This is a genomic window from Pseudonocardia sp. TRM90224, from assembly GCF_021245725.1.
GTDB lineage: Bacteria > Actinomycetota > Actinomycetes > Mycobacteriales > Pseudonocardiaceae > Pseudonocardia.
The window spans coordinates 23,526-45,227 of the sequence record NZ_JAJGSX010000005.1; the positions used below are offsets into that span (position 1 = coordinate 23,526).

At 72.0% G+C, this 21,702-nt stretch carries 21 protein-coding genes; 4 read left to right on the top strand and 17 right to left on the bottom strand.

The annotated features are described in order from the left end of the window. Positions 1-86 precede the first annotated feature (86 nt). The 8 genes from larC to LL648_RS09420 all read right to left on the bottom strand — a co-directional run bounded on the left by larC (position 87) and on the right by LL648_RS09420 (position 7,846). Positions 87-1,238, bottom strand: a complete 1,152-nt coding sequence (larC, locus tag LL648_RS09385; RefSeq protein ID WP_232662072.1) for a nickel pincer cofactor biosynthesis protein LarC — start codon at positions 1,236-1,238, stop codon at positions 87-89. Beyond that, entirely contained in the window at positions 1,235-1,909 is a 675-nt protein-coding gene (gene larB / locus LL648_RS09390; RefSeq protein WP_232662073.1) for a nickel pincer cofactor biosynthesis protein LarB, read from the bottom strand. Before larB ends, larC begins: the two co-directional genes overlap by 4 nt. A gap of 80 nt (positions 1,910-1,989) precedes the next feature. After that, positions 1,990-2,865, bottom strand: coding sequence for an alpha/beta fold hydrolase (locus tag LL648_RS09395; RefSeq protein ID WP_232662074.1), 876 nt, complete (start codon positions 2,863-2,865; stop codon positions 1,990-1,992). A 53-nt stretch (positions 2,866-2,918) separates the two neighbouring features. Beyond that, positions 2,919-3,731, bottom strand: coding sequence for an ATP-dependent sacrificial sulfur transferase LarE (gene larE / locus LL648_RS09400; protein WP_232662075.1), 813 nt, complete (start codon positions 3,729-3,731; stop codon positions 2,919-2,921). A gap of 179 nt (positions 3,732-3,910) precedes the next feature. Continuing rightward, positions 3,911-4,390 carry a helix-turn-helix transcriptional regulator gene (locus LL648_RS09405; protein ID WP_232662076.1) on the bottom strand — a complete coding sequence of 160 codons (480 nt, stop codon included), beginning with the start codon at positions 4,388-4,390 and terminating at the stop codon, positions 3,911-3,913. Then, a complete protein-coding gene (locus LL648_RS09410) occupies positions 4,387-5,424 on the bottom strand; it encodes a hypothetical protein (protein ID WP_232662077.1) in 1,038 nt (345 codons plus the stop codon). Before LL648_RS09410 ends, LL648_RS09405 begins: the two co-directional genes overlap by 4 nt. 129 nt (positions 5,425-5,553) lie before the next feature. Further along, positions 5,554-6,495 (bottom strand): DUF4142 domain-containing protein, encoded by a 942-nt coding sequence (locus tag LL648_RS09415; protein WP_232662078.1) that lies wholly within the window; start codon positions 6,493-6,495, stop codon positions 5,554-5,556. 16 nt (positions 6,496-6,511) lie between these two features. Then, positions 6,512-7,846 (bottom strand): ferredoxin reductase family protein, encoded by a 1,335-nt coding sequence (locus LL648_RS09420; protein WP_232662079.1) that lies wholly within the window; start codon positions 7,844-7,846, stop codon positions 6,512-6,514. Between the two features lie 522 nt (positions 7,847-8,368). Between LL648_RS09420 and LL648_RS09425 the strand changes: the two genes are divergently transcribed. From LL648_RS09425 to LL648_RS09435, 3 genes are all read left to right on the top strand, one after another. Continuing rightward, entirely contained in the window at positions 8,369-8,860 is a 492-nt protein-coding gene (locus LL648_RS09425; RefSeq protein ID WP_232662080.1) for a COG4315 family predicted lipoprotein, read from the top strand. 127 nt (positions 8,861-8,987) lie between these two features. Continuing rightward, a complete protein-coding gene (locus tag LL648_RS09430; protein ID WP_232662081.1) occupies positions 8,988-9,449 on the top strand; it encodes a septum formation family protein in 462 nt (153 codons plus the stop codon). Positions 9,450-9,590: 141 nt separating this feature from the next. After that, the gene (locus LL648_RS09435; RefSeq protein ID WP_232662082.1) at positions 9,591-10,466 is read left to right on the top strand and encodes an alpha/beta fold hydrolase; all 876 of its coding nucleotides are present in this window, start codon (positions 9,591-9,593) and stop codon (positions 10,464-10,466) included. Positions 10,467-10,483: 17 nt separating this feature from the next. On the opposite strand, the gene LL648_RS09440 is transcribed toward LL648_RS09435, so the two are convergent. From LL648_RS09440 to LL648_RS09460, 5 genes are all read right to left on the bottom strand, one after another. Next, a complete protein-coding gene (locus LL648_RS09440) occupies positions 10,484-11,650 on the bottom strand; it encodes a serine hydrolase domain-containing protein (RefSeq protein WP_441344304.1) in 1,167 nt (388 codons plus the stop codon). 163 nt (positions 11,651-11,813) lie between these two features. Beyond that, positions 11,814-12,608 (bottom strand): carbohydrate ABC transporter permease, encoded by a 795-nt coding sequence (locus tag LL648_RS09445; RefSeq protein ID WP_232662083.1) that lies wholly within the window; start codon positions 12,606-12,608, stop codon positions 11,814-11,816. Further along, positions 12,605-13,489, bottom strand: a complete 885-nt coding sequence (locus tag LL648_RS09450; RefSeq protein WP_232662084.1) for a carbohydrate ABC transporter permease — start codon at positions 13,487-13,489, stop codon at positions 12,605-12,607. Before LL648_RS09450 ends, LL648_RS09445 begins: the two co-directional genes overlap by 4 nt. Then, positions 13,482-14,831: an extracellular solute-binding protein gene (locus LL648_RS09455; protein ID WP_232662085.1), complete on the bottom strand. Its 1,350-nt coding sequence runs from the start codon at positions 14,829-14,831 to the stop codon at positions 13,482-13,484. Before LL648_RS09455 ends, LL648_RS09450 begins: the two co-directional genes overlap by 8 nt. Positions 14,832-14,883: 52 nt before the next feature. Further along, positions 14,884-15,933: a carbohydrate kinase family protein gene (locus LL648_RS09460; RefSeq protein ID WP_232662304.1), complete on the bottom strand. Its 1,050-nt coding sequence runs from the start codon at positions 15,931-15,933 to the stop codon at positions 14,884-14,886. 250 nt (positions 15,934-16,183) lie between these two features. Between LL648_RS09460 and LL648_RS09465 the strand changes: the two genes are divergently transcribed. Further along, positions 16,184-16,939 (top strand): DeoR/GlpR family DNA-binding transcription regulator, encoded by a 756-nt coding sequence (locus LL648_RS09465; protein ID WP_232662086.1) that lies wholly within the window; start codon positions 16,184-16,186, stop codon positions 16,937-16,939. Positions 16,940-16,957: 18 nt separating this feature from the next. Here LL648_RS09465 and LL648_RS45125 read toward each other — a convergent pair whose 3' ends face one another. The 4 genes from LL648_RS45125 to LL648_RS09485 all read right to left on the bottom strand — a co-directional run bounded on the left by LL648_RS45125 (position 16,958) and on the right by LL648_RS09485 (position 21,588). Continuing rightward, entirely contained in the window at positions 16,958-19,303 is a 2,346-nt protein-coding gene (locus LL648_RS45125) for a molybdopterin-dependent oxidoreductase (RefSeq protein ID WP_232662087.1), read from the bottom strand. Further along, positions 19,300-20,343, bottom strand: a complete 1,044-nt coding sequence (locus LL648_RS09475; protein WP_232662088.1) for an LLM class flavin-dependent oxidoreductase — start codon at positions 20,341-20,343, stop codon at positions 19,300-19,302. The genes LL648_RS45125 and LL648_RS09475 overlap by 4 nt, the downstream gene beginning before the upstream one ends. Further along, positions 20,343-20,852, bottom strand: a complete 510-nt coding sequence (locus tag LL648_RS09480; protein ID WP_232662089.1) for an SRPBCC family protein — start codon at positions 20,850-20,852, stop codon at positions 20,343-20,345. Before LL648_RS09480 ends, LL648_RS09475 begins: the two co-directional genes overlap by 1 nt. A gap of 238 nt (positions 20,853-21,090) precedes the next feature. After that, a complete protein-coding gene (locus LL648_RS09485) occupies positions 21,091-21,588 on the bottom strand; it encodes a winged helix-turn-helix transcriptional regulator (protein ID WP_232662090.1) in 498 nt (165 codons plus the stop codon). Positions 21,589-21,702 lie beyond the last annotated feature (114 nt).

A 21,702-nucleotide genomic window follows, 5' to 3' on the forward strand; every position in this document is an offset into this window, starting at 1 on the left:
GAGCGGGCGTGAGCTGGTGTCAACGGCTCATCAGATGTCTGCTCCAAGAGGGTGCCGGGGAGGGCAGGAAAGCCACTTTGCTGCCCTCACAGGGCCGGAAAGTGGCTTTCCTGCCCTCCCACCGCACGGCGGGCGACCTCGCGGAGGGGGAGGCCCAGCGCCGCGGCGGCAGCGGCGACGTCGTCGTGCTCCGGCTTCGCGCCCCACGGACCGTGCTTGACCCGGATCTCGTGGCCGTCGACCTGGACGGTCGTGTGGTGGCGGGGCAGGGCGAGCCGGTCGACGTGGCTGCGGCGGATGCCGAGGCTGCCCGTCTCGGCGAGCACGATCCGCTCGCAGGCGGCCGCGTGCTCGGGGGCCGCCAGCACGTGCACGGTGTGTGCGGGCCGGCCCTTCTTCATCACGATCGGCGTGAGCCAGGCGTCGCCGGCACCGGCCGCGAGCAGCCGCTCGACGAGGTGGCCGAGCACCTCGCCGGTCACGTCGTCGACGTTGGTCTCCAGCAGCGTCATGCCTGCGGATGCGGCGAGCGGCTCGCCGATGAGCGCCTGCAACACATTGGCCCGCCCGGCCGGATCGCGCCCGCCGGCGCCGTAGCCGACCCGGTGCAGCGTCATCGCCGGCACCGGGCCGAACGTCGTGCGGGCGGCGACGAGCAGCGCGGCACCGGTAGGCGTCACCGTCTCGCCCTCCCCCGCGCCGGTCACGGGCGCGCCGGCCGAGGCCAGCAGCGCGGCGGTGGCCGGGGCCGGCAGCGGCAGCGTCCCGTGGCGGGTCTCGACGGTGCCCGTGCCGAGCGCGAGCGGCCCGCTGCCGACCTCGGTGACGTCGAGCAGCCGCAGCGCCGCGGCGACCCCGACCGTGTCGACGACGGTGTCCAGCCCGCCGATCTCGTGCAGGTGCACCTCGGCCGGGTCGCTGCCGTGGATCGCGGCCTCGACCTCGGCGATCGCGCGGACCGCGGCAGCGGCGAGCGTCGCGTCGGGAGAGCCTTCGATGTGGGCGAGCAGCTCGGCCGCGCGCCGTTCGGTCGCGGTGTCCTCGACCGTGACGACGGCGCGGGTCGCGCTGATCCCGGCCCTGGTGACGCGCTGCGCGTCGAGGCTCCAGCCGGTGAGCCCGGTGCTCGCGACGGCGGCGCGCACGTCGTCCAGCGGGGCGCCGAGGTCGAGCAGCGCGCCGAGGAACATGTCGCCGGAGATGCCACTGAACGGGTTGAGCCAGAGCTTGTGCGTCATCGGGGAGCCATCCGGTGCGCGGCGACGGCGGCGCCGAAGCCGGAGTCGATGTTGACCACGACCACCCCCGCGGCGCACGAGCTGAGCATCGCCAGCAGCGGCGTCACACCCTCCAGCGTCGCGCCGTACCCGACGGACGTCGGCACGGCGATCACCGGGCAGCCGACCAGCCCGCCCACGACGCTCGGCAGCGCGCCTTCCATCCCGGCGATGCAGATGACGGCGTCGGCGGAGCGCAGCTCGTCGACCCGCGCGAGCAGGCGGTGGATGCCGGCCACCCCGACGTCCCGGACCTCACGCACCACCAGGCCGAGCGCCGACGCGACCGCGGCGGCCTCCGCGGCGACCGGCGCGTCGGACGTGCCAGCAGAAACGACCGCCACCTCGAAGATCCGCTGCGCCGCGGGCCGCCAGACGATCAGCCGCGCCGTCGCGTCGTAACTGCCACCGGGCACCTCGGCCGCCACCGCGCCGGCCGTGTCCGGCCCGACCCGCGTGACCAGCACCGGCCCCTCGTTCGCCGCGAGCAGCGACCGAACGACCCCGACGATCTGCTCGACCGTCTTGCCCGGCCCGTAGACGACCTCGGGAACACCGAGACGGCGCTCCCGATCGGTGTCGGGCATCGCGTACCCGAGATCCTCGAACCCTGGATGATCGCCACCGCGCACGGACGTCACTGTAGGTCGCTCTTTGCGGTGGTCCGGTCGGGGACGTCAGGAAGGCGATGGGTCTCGCCGGGTGCGCCGGCCTACGCCGCCTCGAGGAACGGCGGGATGATCGCCAGCAGGACGGCCGGCTGGTGCACGACCGTGACGTGCGTTGCGCCGGGGACGATCGCCAGCCGCGATTTCGGCAGCCCCACCATGTCGCCGACGACCCCGCCGCCGAGCAGGCGGAAGAACTCGACGGAGTGCTCGGGGCGGACGATGTCGGAGTCGCCGATCACGATCAGCGCCGGCGCGGCGAGCGCCTTGACCACCTCGGGCGACCACGACGGCAGGTTGAGCTGCATGTCCTTGTTCTTCTCGATCAGCTTCGGGAAGTCCTGCGGGCGCGGGGCGGTGGCCAGGTAGCCCTCGTGGAACGGCGAGCCGTGCATCATCTCGGGAGTGACGGACTGCAGGCCGTCGAGCAGGCCGGGGTGCAGACCGTCGGTCGAGAAGGTCAGCGAGGTCAGCACGAGCTTGTGCACGAGGTCTGGGTTGGTCACGCCGATCTCGAACGCGATCCCGGCGCCGAGGCTGTAGCCGAAGAAGTCGGCCTGCTGCACGCCGATCGAGCGCAGCAGCGCGACGGTGTCGGCGGCCATCTGCTGCATGCGCAACGGGCGGTCGATGTCGGCGGTGTGGCCGTGCGCCTGCTGCTCGATCGCGATCACGCGGCGGGTCTTCGCGAGCTCGGGGAGCAGCTCGCCGAAGTCGGTGTTGATGCCGGAGAGCGCGCCGTGCAGGAGCACGAGCGGTCTGCCTTGGTCGGGACCGTGCACTTCGTAGTACATGTGCAGCCCGTTGACGTCGGCGTAACGGCCGGGCGACGGCGCGGCGGCCGGTTCGCTCGCGGCCGCGCAGCCAGTAGGGGCCAGGAGGGTCGCGGTGAGGGCGAGTGCGGCGATGAGCTTCTTCATGCCGCAGAGCGTGCGGCGCGGCCCTTACGGAATCCTTCTCGTCCGCCTACGGGTCAGCGCGGGGCCGGGATCCCGAGCATCACGTTCATCCGGCCGCTCGCGAATCCCTGCAGGTCAAGGGCCGCGAAGTTGAACCCGGCGCCGCGGACGGCGGCGTCCAGCTCGCTGCGCAGATCGGCCGCGCGGGCGACGTCGGCGGCGGGGACCTCGACGCGCGCGACCGTCCCGCCGCCGTGCGCCCGCACCCGACACACCGGGAAGCCGAGCGCCTTCACGGCGTCCTCGGCCAGCTCGATGCGGCGCAGCACCTCCGCCGTGACCGGGTCGCCGTACGCGACGCGCGACGCCAGGCAGGCCGCCGCGGGCTTCTCCGCGACCGAGAGCCCGAGCGCGGCGCTGGCCGCCCGCACCTCGGCCTTGCCGAACCCGACGTCGAGCAGCGGGGCGATCGCGCCCCGCTCGGCCGCGGCGCGCTGGCCGGGGCGGTGGTCGCCGAGGTCGTCGGTGTTCGTGCCGAGCGCGATCCGGGCCCCGCTCATCGCTGCCAGCGGTGCGACGGCGTCGAACAGCGCCGACTTGCAGTGGTAGCAGCGGTCCCCCGCGTTGGCGACGTACTCGGGGCGCTCCAGTTCGTCGGTGCTCACCTCGACGTGCGCGATGCCGCGCTCGCGGGTGAACGCACGCGCGGCAGCCCGCTCCGCGGCGCCGAGGCTCGCCGAGACGGCCGTGACCGCAACCGCCCGCTCCCCCAGCTCCTGCGCGGCGACCGCCGCGACGAGCGCCGAGTCGACCCCGCCGGAGAACGCGACGAGCAGCCGCTCCTCCGCACGCACCCGAGCCCGCAACCTGCCGATCAACTCCTCCACGCCGCCACACTAACCCGGCGCTCCACCCGAACTTCCCCACCGTTTTGCCAACTTGCACGGCCCCGGAGGTCTGCAGGTTGGCAAAACGGTGGGGAAGTTGGCATGCGGACGGCCCGCTCGTCCCCCGTGAGACGAGCGGGCCGCCCTACTGAACGATCACCCGCGTCTGTTGCCGGCTCCTAGATGATCACCCCCTCCCGGATCGCGAGCACGATGAGATCCGACCGTTGTGGCGCGCCCAGCGCGTGCCCGATGCGGCGCAGGCTGGTGCCGACCGTCCGCTCGGGCACGTCGAGCCGCGCCGCGATCTCGGTGTCGCCGTAACCGTTCGCGGCGAGCTGGAGGAACTCCTGCTCGCGCGGGGTCAGCGGGCGTGGGAGGCGGCGGTTGCCACGCAGCCACCGCGGCCGTCGCGGGCTTGCATCCCGCTGTCCCTCCGGTGACCGGCGCGGCATCGGGATCGTGCGCGACGCGTGCCACTGCCTCGCCTGCTCGGCGACGGCGTGCAGCGCGCACGGCCACGGGGTGTTGCGCACCCCGGTGCAGGCCGTGCAGCGGTTGTCGGCGTCGGGGACGTGCTCCTCGAGCATCCGGAACCACACCTCGACCATCGGGGCGAGCGCGGCCGCGGCGCCCGCCTCCGGAGCGGCGGTGCTCATCCGACATCGATCCGGACGGAGTCGACGGCGGGGGTCTGGTTGGCGCGCTGCATCATCGGGAGGCGGTGCGACCCGTCACCGGCCCACACGGTGCACTGCGCCTGGCCGGCGGACGGCATCCCGGTGACATCGATGGTGACGGTGTCGGGCTCGGCGCCACCGCGGTTGTCCTGGGTGGCGAGGAAGAACTCGGGTGCCGGCGCGGAGTCGGGCGCCTCGTTGGCGTTGGGCAGCATGCGGCAGGCCGTGTGGAAGTGGCCGCGCTGCAGCCCTTGATCGTTGAGGAACGAGCTCTCCAGGTAGTAGCCGCCGGCCGCGGCACCGAGGAACCGGTCGCGGACGAGGTTGCGCGTGCTGACCTGCAACCTGAACGCCTCGCCCACCCCGACGCGGTCGGGCGACTCGGTGATCAGCAGCGACGGGCTCTTGTCCTCGTCGGCCACCTCGCCGAACGCGGTGTCGACGCACGCGGGCGCCACCTGGAAGCCGGTGTGGCGGTCCAGGTCGCTGTTGCGGCAGTCGCGGCCCAGCACGTCGAGACCGTTGTTCTGCTGGCCACCGCCGTTGTTGCCGTTCCCGTTGCCGTTGTTCCCGTTGCCACGCCCACGCCCACGCCGGTTGGCGTCGATCTGCTGACCAGGGTCACCGTTCCCGGCGCCCTCGTTGCCGGGATTCTCGTTACCCGGGGTCTCGCCGGGATTCTGGGGCGGGTTCTCGCCGGGATTCTCGGTGCCGGGGTTCTCGGTGCCGGGGTTCTCTGTGCCCGGATTCTCGGTGCCGGGGTTCTCGGTCGGGGGCGCTCCGGTGTCGGCGCCCTCGCCGTTGTCCGGCTGCGGTGCGGAGTTGTGCGAGCTGTGCCCGGCCAGGGAGGCGACGAGCCCGCTGTTGTCGCGGGGTGCGTCGGTCGACCCGTACGCATAGGCGGCGGGGACGGCGAGTGCGAGCAGCACCACCGCGAGGATCGTGAGCTGGCGCCGGGAGGAGCGCTGACGCTGCTCGGCGCCGAGCCGTTCCATCACGGTGCGCCTGCGCAAGGCAGACGCCTTCGCGGTTCGGTCTCGATGAGAGGGGGACATGAGGCTTCCGATCGGGGTTCGGGGAGCGGACCGGTGGGCTGGGGGTTCCCACCGGCGGGGATCCGGTGTCGCGGGGAGCGGCTGGGGTCAGCGCCGGATCGAGTGGCGCGGGCCGGTCGTCTCACCTGGGGCGACGCCGGCCTTCGCGTAGACGTGCCGTGGTGCGGTGGTCTCACCGGGCGGGGTGGTTCGGACGTCGGTCGGGATCCGGTGTGATCCCGTGCTTTCGGATCGGGGAGCGCGGGGAGCGGGGAGCATGGCCACCGCGGTCGTGGCGGGTCCGCCGGAGACCGGCGACGCGAGACGCTGGGGACGTCCCGTCGACTTCTTCCGCAGAGCGGTGACGAGGCAGAGCGCGGCGAGGACCGCCGCCATGAAGACCAGGATCGGGACGATCAGGTCGGTCGGGGTGCGTTCACCGGAGAGCAGTCCCGGGCCGGGGGTCTCGGGCAGCTCGGCGTAGTTGACCATGCCGCTGCCTTCGAGGTGCTGGATGTGGCCGGTGACGAACCTGTCGGCGGTCGCTGCGAAGGTGCGCACGAGCTCGTTGCGGGTGCTCGCGCGGACCTCCGCGATCAGGGGGAGCACGATGCCGTGCGCTTCACGCAGGCGTTGGACGAAGATCCTGTCGTAGTCGGGCCCGGTGCTCGCAGAGATCTCGCTCATCCAGGCGAGCTGTTGCGTGCTGGGGCTGGTGGGGAGCAGGACACCGAGCTGGTCGGCCGTATTGCGCACTTCGAGGTCGAGGGCGGCGTGCTCGGTGGAGATGATCCGGCCGATCTCCTTCACCTCGGCACTGCTGGCTTGCTGCATCGCTTGCTGCCCGGTGGGGCCTTCCCACAGCCCGGCCAACCGGACCTTCACGAGGAGGTCGCGGTCGGCCGGGCCGAGCGGGCCCCACTGCGTCTGCACCCAGCCGCCGGTCCCGGGTGTGCCGGAGGCCCACGATTGGAAGACGGAGATGCTCACAGCAAGCGCTACGACGACGAGTACGGAGAATCGCAGGAACCTGGGGATCCGGCGGAGCATGGAACGGGTACCTCTTTCACACGAAGTCGAAGAGCTCGGTGTGGACGCGGGCCGGGGGGACCTCGAGGACGTCCAACACGTCCAGCGCGTCCTCGACGAGTCGAGGGGCGCCGCAGATGAAGTAATCGAGATCGTCGGGGTGCGCGACGGACCGCAGCACCAGCGACAGGAGGCTCACGCCGAGGTCGCCGGTGTGCCCGTCCCACCCGTCGGCCGGACGGCGCAGCACCTCCGTGACGGCGAGGTCCATGCTCTGGCGCAGGAAGCCCAGCTCCTCGCGGAACAGCAGGTCCTCCGGCGAGCGGGCCACCACGATCATGCGGTACGGGCGCCGGTCACCCCGGTCGGCCGCGGCTCGCAGCATGCTCATCATCGGGGTGATGCCCACGCCGCCGGCGATCAGGACGAACCCGCCGCAGCGCCCGATGTCGCTGGTGAACGCGCCGTGCGGGCCGTCGACCCACACCGGGCTGCCCGGCGGGAGCGACCGCAGCGCCCGGGTGAAGTCGCCGTCGTGGCGCACGGTGAACTCGGTCCGGTCGATGTGCGGGCTCGACGCGATCGTGAACGGGTGTTCCTCCGCGGTGAGCGTCCGGTCGAGCCGCAGCCACGCGAACTGGCCCGGCGCGAACGTCCACGCCTCGCCGTCGCTGTGCCGGCCGCTGCCGACGGCCTTCGGCGCGAGCACGAGCGTCGAGACGGTCGGGCTCTCCGCCCTGACCTCCTGCACGAAGAACTCGGTGCTCGGGTCGAGCAGCGCCCGCCAGATCCAGCGGTAGACGACCACACCGAGGAACGTCGCGATCAAGATGGTGAGCACGAGGTTCATGACGGCGTTGCGGACGACGTTGTCGAGGCCCCACACGTGGGCCGCGGAAAGGATGACGACCAACCCGCCGAGCGAGATGTGCGTCCACCGCCATGCCTCGTACGAGAGGCGCAGGCGGCGCCGCAGGATGGCGGCCCCGATCAGGAGCATGATCGCGACGGTGGCGCCGACCGCGGCGACGGCACGGCCGGGGGCCCGTGGCACGTCGAGCAGTGCGACGTTGGTGGGATCGGCCGCGACGACGCAGGCCAGGTGTGCGAGTACGAGCACTGCGGCGATGATGCCGAGGAACCTGTGCACCTCCATGACACTCTCGATGCCGAACGCCCGGTTGAGCGACCGCAACCTGCTGGGGAGCACGGCGGCGCAGACGAGCGCGGAAAGCGCGAAAAGCCCACTGATGACCGAGAGGCGGGTCCACAGGGGTTCGGCCGGCGCGGTGGCGAGCCACAGCAGCGCGGGGCCGACGATGGCTGCGCCGAGCACGGCCAGCCATGTGGTTCGTTGGAGCCCTTCACTCATGGGCCGAGACGGTAAGAGTCCGGGTCAGGCGGGGGTTGCGAACCTGAGAGCTCCGTGGGCCCGAAGCCATGGCTGACGCGACGAGTGGTCGGCTCTTAGGCCGTTCAGAGCAGCTTTTCGGCCGAACTCCCTTGGAGCCCACTCAGGGAGTGATCGAGCGGGCACGGTCAGCCGTACGCCACGCCCACTGGGCGATCGGCGGAACGTTTCCTGGAGATCACCCAGAGTGGCGGCGACCGGTCACCGCACGTGACCTGGCGACGGGAGGGCGAACGGTTCCGGTGCAGCGCTGAGAGCTGGTGCCGGCATTCGGCCCAGCACACTGCGCTGATCAGCGGATACGGGCACCGCCCGTCGCGCCCACACGGCCGTACAGCGGCGTGACCATTCAGGCACGCATAGGCGGCGAGCGGTCGTCCTTACTGTCCATCGCCGGGTGCCGTCCGCCGTGCACTGCCCCCTGACGCGGTGGGCGGCATCCGGTTCCCCCAGTCCTCTATCGCCAGTTCGAAGGGAAAGTCGATGCCTCGCCGGCTCACGAACGTGCTGCGAGCCGCCGCCGCGGTTGCTGTCCTCGGCGCCGCGGCGGCGTGCAGCTCGATGAACCTGGTGCCGGCGTCGCAGGCCCGCCCGCTCGGCTACACGGCGGCCGTCCCGCTCTCGCCCGGCGGGCTGGCCACGCAGGTCACCCCGATCGGCACCGTCATCACCAGCGACGGCTTCACGGTCTACCGGTTCGACGGCGACTCACGCGAGCCGTCGCGGTCGACGTGCGCCGGCGAGTGCGCTCGCCAGTGGCCGCCGCTGGTCGGCGACGGGGTGCCGGAGCTGCGTGGGGTGCCGCCGGAGCTCGTCGGCACCGTCGGGCGGCCTGACGGCACCCAGCAGCTCACGCTGGGCGGCTGGCCGCTCTACCGGCACGCCGCCGACACCGCGCCGTCCGACGTGAAGGGCGACGGCGTGGGCGGGAAGTGGCACGCGATCACCACCGACAAGCCGAAAGACGGCCGGTGAGATGACCCGTGAGACGACCCATGAGATGACCCATGAGATGACACTGCGACGCCGGTGAAACGGTTCCCGCCGACAGTGGTCCGCGGACGGTCCGGACGGGTCCGGACCGCGGACCTGAGGAGGGGCCGTGGGTGTTCGCGGCAGGGGGCACGCGCTCGCGGTGGTAGCTGCTACGGCGATCACGGTGGTGATCACCGCGGGGCTGACGGCATGCGCGAGCGGCGTCACCATCGACGTCGACGACCTCGCGGTGGGCCAGTGCACGATCGATGCGGACGAGTCGGACGTCACCACCGTCACGGTCGTCCCGTGCTCGGGGCCGCACAACGACGAGGTCTTCGCGCTGGTGCGGTATACCGGGGCGAGCTGGCCGGGTATCGACGCCATGGACACCGCCGCCGAACGGCTCTGCTCGGGGCCGGAGTTCGAGGCGTACGTCGGTGTCACGGCCGCGCGGACGAAGCTCGACATCACCTGGTGGCGGCCGTCGGAGTCGACGTGGGCCGACGGCGACCGCGAGATCATCTGCCGGCCGGAGCAGCGCAGCGGCGCACCCTTCACCGGCTCGCTCCGCGGCGCCGCCGTCTAGGAGCACGACGCAGCCCGAACTTCCCCACCGTTTGCCAACCTGCACGCCCTTTTGGGTGTGTAAGTAGGCAAAACGGTGGGGAACTCGGGGCCGGGCGAAAAGCACCGGCGCCCGGCGGCCCGCCGCCGCTACCGTGCCCGCGTGTTGGATGCACATGAGCTCTTCGTGGATTCGGGGCCGCTGCGGATCTGGACCGAACGGATCGGGGACGCCAGTCGCCCCGCCGTCCTCATGGTCATGGGATCGGCCGCCCAAGGTGTGAGCTGCCCGGACGCGCTGGTCGGACGGCTCCTTGAGCGCGGGGTCAGCGTGATCCGGTACGACCATCGGGACACCGGCCGGTCCGGTGCCGTCGACTTCGACGCCCACCCGTACACGATCGGGGACATGGCCCGCGACTGCCTGGCCGTGCTGGACGGGCACGGGCTCGACTCCGCGCACGTGGCCGGGGCGTCGCTGGGCGGCATGCTCGCGCAATGGCTCGGCGTGCATGCGCCGGACCGGGTCCGGTCCCTCACCCTGCTGTCCAGCTCGCCGATGAACCACGATCCGGGTCCGGCCTGGGCGCGGGCGCGCGCCGGGGAGCCGGCCGACCCGGACGACCTGCCGCCGCCGGCACCGGCGTTCCTCGCGCACCTCGCCGCCGGGCTGCCGCCGGGCGTGGAGTCCGACCTGGCCTTGTTCCGGGTCTTCAACGGGCCGGTCCGGCCGTTCGACGAGCCCGCCGCCCGGGCGATGCTGGAGCTGGCGCAGTCGCGGGCCACCGACCCCGCGGCCGCGGCCAACCACCACCGGGCCGTCTGGCTGGAGGACCCGACATTGCTCGTCCCGCTGACGTCGATCACCGCGCCGACCTCGGTCGTGCACGGCGACCAGGACCCGGTCAACCCGCTGGCCCACGGTGAAGCACTGGCAGCCGCGATCCCGGGCGCGGAGCTGCACGTCGTGCCCGGGATGGGCCACGCCTTGACCTCACCCGGCCTGCCGGAAGAGGTGGCCGACCTGATCCGGCTCTGATCCGGCTGTGACCAGGGCTATTCCGCCGCTCCCCCGCCGGCGGCGTGGCGCCAGAAGTCCAGCGTCGGCTGCGGAGTGACCGGACTGACCACCCCGCGCTGCGTGAACAGGATGTGGACGGCACGCTCGGAAGGGACGACGTGCGCGGCCGTGCCGGTACCGCCCGTCCACCCGTAGCGGCCCACGACGTTCCACGGGTTGGTCGGCTCGACGTCCACGCTGCCCCCGAAGCCCCAACCCTGCCCCTCCAGGAACAACGGGTTCGCGGCGCACTGGGCGGCGGTGAGCTGATCGGTCAGCATCAGCCGCACCGACTCCGCGGACAGCACCCGCTTCCCACCGGCGGCCATCCCCTCGTCCAGCAGCATCCGCGCGAACCGGTGCCAATCGTCGACCGTGCCCGCCAGCCCACCCGAGCCGGCGGGGAACGCCGGAACGCTGCTCCACTGCCCGTCCGGCCCATCCGCCAGCTCCAGGCGACCGTCGGCGCCGGGCTTGTAGTAGCTGGTGAACCGGTGCCGCTTGCTCGCCGGGACCTCGAACGCCGTGTCGACCATGCCGAGCGGCTCGAACAGGCGCTCGGCGAGGAACTCCGGCAACGACCGGCCACTCGCCCTGGCGATCAGAACACCCTGCAGATCGGCGCTCGTGTCGTACAGCCACGCCGCACCGGGCTGGTGCAGCAGCGGAATCCGCCCCAGCGCGGCCATCCAGGTGTCCGGATCGGGCCGCAGCTGCACCTCACGCCCATCGGTCTGCACCGTGAACAGCTGTTGGACCTGTGGGAACGAGAAGTTCGACGGGAAGCCGTAGCCCGAGCGGAACGTCAGCAGGTCGAGCACGGTGATCGGCCGCTCGGCCGGAACGACGTCGTCGACCGGACTGCTCGGAGTGCGCACCACCGTCGGTGCGGCGAGCTCCGGCAGCCACCTGTCCACCGGCTCGTCCAGCGCGATCCGGCCGTCCTCGACCAGGACCATCACCGCCGCCGCGCAGATCGGTTTGGTGGTCGACGCGATCCGGAAGATCGAGTCGCGGGCCATCGGCGCGCTGCCTTCGACGTCCATGCTGCCGACGGCCTCGACCTCGACGTCATCGCCCCGGGCCACCAACGCCACGGCGCCGGGCACGATGCCGCTGTCGACGTGGCCCTGCAGGACACCGCGCAGGTCGTTCATCCGCATCCCCGTTCTCCCGCTACGAACCCTTGCACGTCCCGTCCTACCGATCACCTCCGACAGGACGACGGGCGCCCGCGCCCACGGGTCCACGCAGCCCGAACTTCCCCACCGTTTTGCCAACTTGCACACCCGCAGGGGCGTGCAGGTTGGCAAAACGGTGGGGAAGTCACTCGCGGACGGCGCCGTCCAGCATCCCGCGCAGGAAGTGGCGCTGCAGGAACAGGTACACCACCACGACGGGCAACGCGACGATCACGGCGCCGGCGGCGAGCAGCGCGAAGCCGGAGCTGTACTGCCCCTGGAAGAACGCCAGCCCGAGCGGCGCGGTGCGCAGCTGCCCGTTGCTGGCCATCACCAGCGGGATGAGGAACTCGTTCCACGTCCACATGAACGTCAGCACGATCATCGTCACGATCGCGGGCCGACCGGCGGGCACCAGGATCCGCCAGAGGATCCGCCACGTGCCGGCGCCGTCGAGCCGCGCGGCCTCGACGATCGAGGTCGGGCTGGAGCGGAAGTAGGCCCGCATCCAGAACGTCCCGAACGCGAGCGACTGCGCGACCTGCGGCAGCGCGATCGCCCAGAACGTGTTCGTGAGCCCGAACGTGCGCAGGTCGAAGTACAGCGGGACGACGATCACCTCGGTCGGCACCGTGAGCCCGAGCAGGAACAGCGCGAACAGCACGGTCCCGCCCGGCACGGTCATCGTGCCGAAGGCGTAGCCGGCCATCAGCGAGAACACCCCCGCGACGACCACGACGAACGCCGAGACCGCGACGCTGGTCAGCATCGACGAGCCGAACCGGCCCGTCTCCCACGCCGCGGCGAAGTTCGCCAAGCCGCCCGGCGCGCCGTCGCTGCCCAGCGCAGCCACGACGATCGTGCCGACCGGCCACAGCGCGAACGTCGCGAAGACGAGCAGCAGCACGTAGTTGGCGCCGCGTTCCACCCGGGAGATCACGTGCGTTGCCTCCCCACCCGCGCGACGGCGAGGTTGATCACGAAGATCACGATCGTGAGGGTGACCCCGACGGCGGCCGCCGAACCGACCTCACCCAGCCGGAACGCCCGGTTGTACACCTCGAACGCCGGCACCGACGTGCGGTTGCCCGGCCCGCCCCCGGTGGTGATGTAGACCAGGTCGAACGTCTTGAGCGCGGCGATCACCGTCAAGGTGAGCGCCACGGCGAGCTCGCCGCGCACCGCGGGCAGCGTGATCGAGAAGAACTCCCGCACCGCGCCGGCGCCGTCGAGCCGCGCCGCCTCGTACAGGTCGCCGGGCACCCGGCTCATCCCCGCCAGCAGCAGCACCGTGACCAGCCCGGTCTGCACCCACGTGCCGATCACGCCGACCGCCGGCAGCGCGAGCACGGTGTCGCCGAGCCACGCCCGGCCGAGGTCGCCGAGCCCGACGGCGCTCAGCACGGCGTTGACCGAGCCGTCCGGCGCGTAGATGCGCCGCCACGCCACCCCGACGACGACCATCGCCAGCACCTGCGGCAGGAACACGACCGTCCGGAAGAACGGCAGGCCGCGCACCTTCGCCCGGTTCAGCACGGCCGCGACGGCCAGCCCGATCACCGTCGGCAGCCCGGCGAAGAACACGATCAGGACGAGTGCGTGGCCGAACGCGGCCCGCAGCCCCTCGTCGGTGACCACCTCGACGTAGTTCGCGAGCCCGACGAACGTTGCGAGGCTCAGCCCGTCCCAGTCGAAGAGCGACAGGTGCACGGACCGGCCGAGCGGGTAGAGCAGGAAGGCCGCGTAGACCACCAGCGCCGGCAGCACGTACGCCAGCGCCGTCCACCGCGAAGGCCCCAGGCTGCGGCTCCCGCTACCCATTCTTCTCGACGAACGCCGCGTAGTCGGCCTGCACGGCAGCAACGAACTGCTCCGGCGTCTGCACGCCCGCCAGCAGGTCCTGCAGCGCGGCGCCCATCGTGTCGCCCATCGTCGGCGTCGCGTAGTCGAGGTACGGCAGCAGCTCGCCGCCGTCGGACACCGCGGAGAACGCGGCGAAGACGTCCTTCGACAGCTGCTGCGCGGGCTGCTGGGCGGCCGTTTCGACGACGGGCAGGTTGCCGGTCTCGGTGAGCACCTTCATCGCGTCGGCGTTGGTGATGAAGTCCAGGTAGGCAGCGGCGGCGTCGGGTGCGTCGCTGCCGCTGGTGATCGTGAACGGCAGGCCGGTGCCACCGGTCGCCGACACCGGCTGCCCGGCGCGCGGCGGCGGGGCCATGAACCGGACGTTCGGGCCCATCGCCGCTTCGAGGTCCGCGGCCAGCCAGGTGCCCCCGATCAGGAACGGCGAGCCGCCGCGGGAGAACGCCTGCCACGCCTGGTCGTTGTCGATGCCGTTGACGCCCTCGTTGAAGTAGCCCGCCCGCGTCCACTCTGCGAGCTTCTGCGCGGCCTGCGTGTTCTCCGGCGTCGTCCAGGCCGCGCCCTTGCGCCCGAACGCGAGCGTGGTGACCTGCTCGGGGGCGACGAGCTGGTCCTGCACCATGCCGAGCACGTGCAGCGCCGGCCACTTCTCGACGTTGCCCAGCTGCATCGGCGTCGCGCCGGCGGCCTTCGCGGTGGCCAGCGCCGCCTCGAAGTCCTCCCACGTCTTCGGGACGGCGATGCCGAGGCGGGTCAGCTCCGCCTGGTTGTAGTAGATTCCGACGACCTCACCGACCTGCGGCAACCCGTACAGGTTGCCTTCGCCGAACGTCTTGCCGTCGGGTGTGTAGCTGACGTACTGCGCCACCGCGGCCGGGTAGCGCTCCTTCCACCCGTAGGCCTTCGCCCAGGGCTCCAGCGACAGCAGCTGGTTCGCCGCGACGAAGTTGCCCATGTCGGAGCGGCCGTTGTTGGACTGCACGACGTCCGGGGCCTCGTTGCCGCTGATCGCGAGCCGCAGCGTGGTGCCGAGGTCCTCGAACGACCGCGACACCCTGTCGATCTTGACGTTGGGGTGCTTCTGCTGGAACGCCGCGTTCAGCCGCTCCATCTGCGCGTTCTGCCCGCCGCGCACCTCCTGGTCCCAGACGGTCAGCGTGACCGGGCCGAGCGCGGCGATGTCCGTCTGGACCGTCCGGTCGGCCGGCGGCGGGGCGCCGACGTTCTCCGAGCCGGGTGTGCAGGCCGCGAGCAGGACGGCGAGCAGTGCCAGCGTCACGACAGCGGGACGGCGAAGCATCAGGAGCTCCCTCGACAGTTCTTGGCTCGGCAGGTTCTTGCAGGTGGCGGGCTCAGGCCGGCCTGGTGAGGTCGGAGCGGCGAGCGATCGTCGCGGCGGCCCTGCGGACGCCGCAGACGTGCGTCCGCGGAACAAGATCGTCGATGAAGCCGTAGCGGCCGCGCAACCCCGCGGCGTCGGGCTCCCCCGCCGCGGCACGCGCTCGCACGCCCTGCCACCAGTCGCGGATGTCGCCCCAGCCGGGGGCCGCCAGCGAGCCGCCGAACTCGTGCACGGCGAGCCCGGCGGAGACACCCGCGAACAGCAGCCGGTGCTCCAGCGGCCAGCCGGCGATCGTGCCGAGCACCAGCGCCGCGCCGAAGACGTCGCCGGCCCCGGTCGGGTCGAGCGCGTCGACGACGAGCGCGGAGACGTCGGCCTCCTCGCCGGTCGTCGCGTCGATCGCCATCGCGCCGTCGGCGCCGCAGGTCACGACGGCGAGCGGGACGTGCTCGGCGAGCGCGTGCAGCGCGGCGCGCGGGCTGTCGGTGCGGGTGTAGCTCATGGCCTCGACGGCGTTGGGCATGAACGCGTCGCAGCCGGCGAGCGTGGTGAGCAGGCTGCGGTCCCAGGCGCCCGTCGGGTCCCAGCCTGCGTCGGCGAAGACCAGCGCGCCGCGGCACCGCGCACCCTCCACCCACGACGGCAGCGTCCGGTCGGCGGCGCCCTCGCCGATGCTGGTGAGCACCGCGCGCGACGACGGCGGCGTGCCGATCAGCTCGTCGGCGCCGATCGGGAGCTCGTGCCCGTGGGTGACCATGCTCCGGTCGCGCTCGACCGCCATCGAGACCGTCACCGGCGAATGCCATTGGGCGAACCGGCGCGAGCGGGAGAGGTCGACGTGCTCCTGCTCCTCGAGCGTCTGCCAGCAGAAATCGGCGTAGACGTCGTCGCCGAACCCGGCGGCGAGCGAGGTCCGCAGACCCAGACGCGACGCCGCGACGGCAAGGTTCGCGATGCCGCCGGGGCAGGACGCCATGCCCGCGGCCCACACCTCGGTGCCGGCCGACGGCGGGTTCGGCAGGCCGGTGAACACGATGTCGAGGAACACGGTGCCGGACATGAACACGTCGACCGACGGCCAGTTCTCGTCGCGGACATCGACGAGCGGATCCCACAGAACTTCCTCGTGCGGCACCGCGAACGGGTCCTGGGCCTCCCGTAGTGCGCTGGACACGCCATCCCTCCATCCCCCGGACTATCCGGGGATAGTGCCCGCTCTCTCGCCCGTTTTGCAACCAATTCTGCGCGTTCCTGCGCAGTTCTGCTCGAAGGTGATTGTTGGTAGTCGAGTGGTGCGTTACCGTGAGCACGTGCTCCCGGCTCGGCGTCACGGCGAGATCATCCGGATGGTCCGTTCATCCGGGCTCGTGTCGGTGGAGGCGCTCGCGGAGGGGCTCGGGGTGAGCCCCTCGACGATCCGGCGCGACCTGCAGTCGCTCGACGCGGGCGGCATCCTGCGGCGCGTGCGCGGCGGGGCCGGCTGCATCGCCGACGACGACCCGGTGCCGTTCGACGAGGTCGCCACCGTCGCCACCGACGACAAGGAGCGGGTGGCCCGCGGCGCCGCCGAGCTCGTCCGCGACGGCGACGTCGTGCTGCTCGACATCGGCACCACCACCGCACGGCTGGCCCGGCTGCTGCGCGGGCGCCGCATCACCGTGATCACCAGCAGCCTCGCCGTCGTCGACGAGCTGCGCCACGACAGCACCGTCGAGCTGCTGGTGCTGGGCGGGATCCTGCGCCGCAACTACCTCTCGTTCGTCGGGATGCTCACCGAGCAGGCGCTGCGCGAGGTCCGCGCGCACCGGCTCTTCCTCGGCACCAGCGGCATCGGCGTCGACGGGCAGGTCATGGACTCCACCCTCGTCGAGGTCCCCGTGAAGCGCGCCATGATCGGCTCGGCCGAGCAGACCGTCGTGCTCGCCGACCGCGGCAAGTTCCCCGGCACCGGCCTGCTGCCCGTCTGCGGCGCCGACGCCGTCGACGTCCTGATCACCAACGACGGCGCCGACCCCACGACGCTTGCGGCGTACCGCGCCGCCGGCACGGACGTCCGCCTCACGTAGCCACCGTCGACAACGACGTCATGGTCGTTTGTTAGCGCTCACAACAGCCATGACGTCGTTGTCGACGGTCTCGCGGGTGCGGGTGGCGGCCGCTTCGGCCGCCTGGCGTTCGGCCTCCGTCGCCGGCTCCAGGCGGACCGGGACGTCCTTGTGGTGGGGTGTGCCGGCGATCGGGTCGCGGTCGCGCGCGGCGGTGATCAGGTTGATCCGCGGCCCGTTGACGACCCGCCCGCCGCGGCCGTCCGGATAGGACATGCCGAACCCGTGCGGCAGCGCGGCCTGCATCGGCCGGAGGCTCTCGTCGATTTCTGCGCGCGCGACGATCCGGCCGGTCGGCGTGACGACCGCGACCCACTCGCCCGCATCGGCCCCGATCGTCGCGAGATCCGCGGCCCGCACCCGCAGCGCACCCTCGGGGTCGGTCTTGCGCCACGCGGGCGGGCGCAGGATCTGGTTCGCGTTGTGGCTCCGCCGCTGCCCGTTGACCAGCGAGAACGGGAACCGCGGATCGGGCCGTTCGGCGGCCGGGTCGAGCCGGCCGAGCCACTCCAGCAGCTCGGGAACGGCCAGCTGCACGCGCTCGCGCCGCACCAGCTCCCACACCTCGTCGTCGGCGTGCGCCGTGAACGCCGTGCCGCTCTCGCCGTCGAGGATCCGCTCGAAGAGCAGCTCACCCAGCTGGGGCGGCTCCGTGGAGGTGTCGAGCGCGCGCTGCACGGCGCGGGTCATCGTGGCGGCCGCGCGGTGGCACGCGACCCACAGCGGCGCCATCGGCGCGGCGCCATCGGGCAGGGTCGCGCCGAGCGTCAGGTAGAGCAGCACCGGCGCGAGCTCGCGGGCGCCCTTCAGCACCGGTGCGGCCGCGCGGAGCAGGTTCCCGCGATCGGTCCGGGCGGTCTCGGTGAGCGCCGCCAGCGTCGCGGCGTCGGGCAGCGCACCCAGCGCCTCGAACAGGCGCGCGTAGATCTCGGCCTCGACGAGCGTGCCGGGCAGCGGCTCGAACAGCGGGCGCCGCACGTGGAAGTAGTTGGTCGGCCACTCCAGGTTGAAGAGCGTGAACTCCCACTTCTCGTGCTGCGACGCAGCGGGCAGCACGTACTCGGCGAGCGCGGCCGTCTCGGTATAGGCGATGTCGACGACGACCGACAGCTCGCAGGCCCGGATCGCCTCCTCGACGGCGGTGGTGTCGGCGTAGGTGTTGGCCGGGTTGGACGACTCGACCCACAGCGCGCGAACCCGGTGCGGGTGATCGGCGAGGATCTCCTCGGCCAGCGTGTTCGACGGCAGCAGGCCGCCGATGTACTCGTAGCCGCTGATCTCCGAGCGCTGCCCCTTCGAGTTCGCCCACAGCGGCTGCAGCCAGGAGTGCAGGTTGTTCGTGCCTCGCCGACCGAAGTTCCCGGTGATCAGGAAGAGCAGCTTCTCCAGGTAGCTGTTGAGGGTCGAGTGGCGGCCCTGCTGAATGCCCAGCTCGACCCGCACCACCGCGGCGTCGGCCTCGAGGATCATGTCGACGAGCCGTTCGACGTCGGCCCGCTCGACCTCGGCGTGCGCGATCCACTCGTCGACCGGGACGTCCGCGAGTGCCGCCGCGACCTCGTCGAAGCCCTCCGTGCGCTCGGCGAGGAACTCCGCGTCCTGCCCGCCGCGCTCGACGATCATCGCGAGCATCGCGCCAAGCAGGAACGCGTCGGTGCCGGGGCGCAGCGCGAGGTGCAGGTCGGCGACGTCCGCGGTCTCGGTGCGCCGCGGGTCGATGACGGCGATCTTGCGGTCGGGATCTTTCTTGATCGTGTTGAGGGCGCTGCGCGCGTTGGTGAAGCCGTGCGCGAGCCACGGGTTGCAGCCGATCACCAGCAGCAGGTCGCAGTCCTCGATGCCTTCGGCGGTGTGGCAGATCGACGAGCCGAACATCTGCGCGTTGACCCAGAAGTCGCCGGTCTTCTCCTGGGAGAGCGCGTTGAAGTAGCGCGTGGAGTTCATCCACTTCATCAGCGACGTGCCGTACGCGCCGCCGGAGTGGTTGCCCTGTCCCCCGCCGCCGACGTAGGCGAACGAGCCGGGCCGCCCGGCCGCGTTGTCGGCGTCGCGGATCGTGTGCAGCTTCTCGGCGATCTCCGCGAGCGCGTCCTCCCAGCTGATCGGCTCGTGCGTGCCGTCGGGCCGGCGCCGCAGCGGTGACGTCAGCCGGTCGCCGTGGTTGCCGTACCAGGTGAGGCGCTGCGCCTTCTGGCACAGGTAGCCCTCCGACCGCGGATGCGATTTGTCGCCGCGGACGCGCGTGATCGCTCGGCCGTCGAGCTGCACCTCCAGCCCGCAGTTGAGGTAGCAGAGGCTGCACGCGGTCTTGTGCCACTCACTCACGACAACTCCTTGACCAGGTCCAATGCACGGGCGAGCGTCGTCAACCGCTCGTCGAGGGTCTCGCCTGCCGGGTAGAGCCGGACGGTGTCGACGCCGGCGTGGCGCCACACCCGCAGCCGGGCCCGCACCATCTCCTCGCTGCCGATCAGCGTCGTCGCGAGGACCATCTCGTCGGTGACGAGCGCGGCCGCGCCCTCGCGGTCCCCCGCCTGCCAGCGCTCCCGGACCTGCGCCGCGACGTCGGCCCAGCCCTGCCGGCTGTAGGCGCTGTTGTAGAAGTTCGTGGTGGCCGAGCCCATGCCGCCGAGGCTGAACGCCAGCTCCTTCTTGCGGCTCGCGACCATCGCGGCAAGGTGGTGCTCGTCGCGGGCGAACGCGACCTCCGCGCCCTGGCAGACGTCGAGGTCGGCGCGGGTGCGGCCGGCAGCGGCGAGCCCGGCGTCGAGGTGGGTGAAGTAGGCGGCGGCGCCTTCGGGGACGAAGCTCGTGCCGAGCCAGCCGTCGGCGACCCGGCCGGTGAGCTCCAGCAGCTTCGGCGACATGGTCGCCAGGTAGATCGGGATGTCCGGGTTGGCTCGGGTGGACAGGCGCATCGGGCGGCCGCCGCCGCCGGGCAGCGGGATGCGGAACGCGGCGCCCTCGTGCGCGATCTTCTCCCCGGCGAAGGCCTGCCGGACGATCTCGACGGTCTCCCGGGTGCGCGCGAGCGGTCGCGCGAACGGCACGCCGTGCAGGCCCTCGATCACCTGCGGGCCGGACGGGCCGAGGCCGAGCAGGAACCGTCCCTCTGACATGTCGGCGAGGGTGAGCGCGGCCTGCGCGACGGCGACGGGCGTGCGGGTGCCGAGCTGGATCACCCCGGAGCCGAGCAGGATCCGGTCGGTGCGGGCCGCGAGGTAGCCCAGCGCCGACGGCGCGTCGGAACCCCAGGCCTCGGCGACCCAGCAGACGTCGAGGCCCAGCTTCTCGGCCTCCACGACGAAGTCGACGGTCTCGCGCCAGGTGCGCCCCGACGCCTCGATCGTGGTGGCCGTGCGCATCAGGCGCCCTCGACCCGCTGCTTGATCGCGGCCAGCGTGCCGGTGATCGCCTGCTCGAACTCGCGCAGCCGGACGAAGACGATCTTCTCTTCCTTCTCGGGCATGCGGTCGATCGCGTAGCTCAAGCCGGAGCGGCCCGGCCCCATCTGCATCCACTGGCGCAGCGCGGTGCCGCCGTCGCGGGGTTCGAGGGTGAAGCGCCAGACCGAGCTGGGGTGCTCGACGTCGGCGACGGCCCAGGCGAAGACCTTGGGCTCCTCGCACTCGACGATGTGCGAGGTGGTGGACCACTCGCCGAACGCGTCGTGCTTGCTGTAGCCGACGAACCGGGCGCCCTGCGCGGGCCCGGCGGCGCCGTCCAGCCACTCGACCCGCTGCACCTCGGCGCTCATCGACGGCATCAGCTCGACGTCCGACACAACCGCCCAGACCTGCTCGGGACTGGCAGCCACCCACGTCTCCACCTCGACCGTGGGGGTGTCGGCGTAGCGGGCGCCGGTCCACTCCATCGTGGCCACACTCCTCGTCTCAGGCTTCTGAGCACCAGAGTTGTGTAGATAGACCCACCTTGTCAACGCCCGAAACGCAGAACTCGTCCACCGAAACGCGGGACTCGCCTGGCGAAACGCGGGACACGCCCACCGAGGCCGCGAGTCCCACGTTCCAGCGCGCGAGTCCCACATTTCCGCGGGCGAGTCCCACGTTTCCGCGGGCGTGTGGCGCGTTTCGGCGGGCGTGTGGCGCGTTTCAGACGGCGAAGCGGCGCTTCACGTCGGGGCGCTCGACGAGCTTCGGCGGGAAGCCGGGGCCCATGAGCGCACGGGTGTCACGGGCCTGCAGCGGCTCGCGGCAGTGGGCGCAGACGACCTCGGCGTGGGTGTCGTGGCCGCAGCTCTCGTGGCGGAACGTCACCGGCGGGCCGGCCTCGTCGGCGAGCCACGTGTCGCCCCAGCGCGCCATCGCGACGAGGACGGGGAAGAAGTCGCGGCCCTTGTCGGTGAGGACGTAGTCGTAGCGCACGGGGTCGCGCTGGTACTCCCGCTTCTCCAGCAACCCCTCCTCGACGAGGCGGCGGAGGCGGTCGGTGAGGGTGTTGCGGGCGATGCCGAGCCCGCTCTGGAACTCGTCGAACCGGCGGATGCCGTAGAACGCCTCCCGCAGCACGAGCGGCGTCCACCAGTCGCCCAGCAGGTCCATCGTGCGCGCGACGGAGCAGGGCCACTGGGCGAAGGAGGTGCGCCTCATGCGGCGACAGTACCGGGTCTCACGATGAAACCCAGCAGCTCGCTGCGGCGGCGCCAGTGCCTGGAAAGCCACTTTGCAGGCGCCTGGCGCTGGGAAAGTGGCTTTCCAGGCACC

What these genes read in the sequence shown, in the direction of transcription:
- larC (WP_232662072.1), bottom strand. Translation starts at nt 1,238, where the DNA reads ATGACGCACAAGCTCTGGCTCAACCCGTTCAGTGGCATCTCCGGCGAC.
- LL648_RS09395 (WP_232662074.1), bottom strand. Translation starts at nt 2,865, where the DNA reads ATGAAGAAGCTCATCGCCGCACTCGCCCTCACCGCGACCCTCCTGGCC.
- LL648_RS09405 (WP_232662076.1), bottom strand. Translation starts at nt 4,390, where the DNA reads ATGAGCACCGCCGCTCCGGAGGCGGGCGCCGCGGCCGCGCTCGCCCCG.
- LL648_RS09415 (WP_232662078.1), bottom strand. Translation starts at nt 6,495, where the DNA reads ATGCTCCGCCGGATCCCCAGGTTCCTGCGATTCTCCGTACTCGTCGTC.
- LL648_RS09420 (WP_232662079.1), bottom strand. Translation starts at nt 7,846, where the DNA reads ATGAGTGAAGGGCTCCAACGAACCACATGGCTGGCCGTGCTCGGCGCA.
- LL648_RS09425 (WP_232662080.1), top strand. Translation starts at nt 8,369, where the DNA reads ATGCCTCGCCGGCTCACGAACGTGCTGCGAGCCGCCGCCGCGGTTGCT.
- LL648_RS09440 (WP_441344304.1), bottom strand. Translation starts at nt 11,650, where the DNA reads ATGCGGATGAACGACCTGCGCGGTGTCCTGCAGGGCCACGTCGACAGC.
- LL648_RS09450 (WP_232662084.1), bottom strand. Translation starts at nt 13,489, where the DNA reads ATGGGTAGCGGGAGCCGCAGCCTGGGGCCTTCGCGGTGGACGGCGCTG.
- LL648_RS09455 (WP_232662085.1), bottom strand. Translation starts at nt 14,831, where the DNA reads ATGCTTCGCCGTCCCGCTGTCGTGACGCTGGCACTGCTCGCCGTCCTG.
- LL648_RS09460 (WP_232662304.1), bottom strand. Translation starts at nt 15,933, where the DNA reads ATGTCCGGCACCGTGTTCCTCGACATCGTGTTCACCGGCCTGCCGAAC.
- LL648_RS09475 (WP_232662088.1), bottom strand. Translation starts at nt 20,343, where the DNA reads ATGCGCACGGCCACCACGATCGAGGCGTCGGGGCGCACCTGGCGCGAG.
- LL648_RS09480 (WP_232662089.1), bottom strand. Translation starts at nt 20,852, where the DNA reads ATGGAGTGGACCGGCGCCCGCTACGCCGACACCCCCACGGTCGAGGTG.
- LL648_RS09485 (WP_232662090.1), bottom strand. Translation starts at nt 21,588, where the DNA reads ATGAGGCGCACCTCCTTCGCCCAGTGGCCCTGCTCCGTCGCGCGCACG.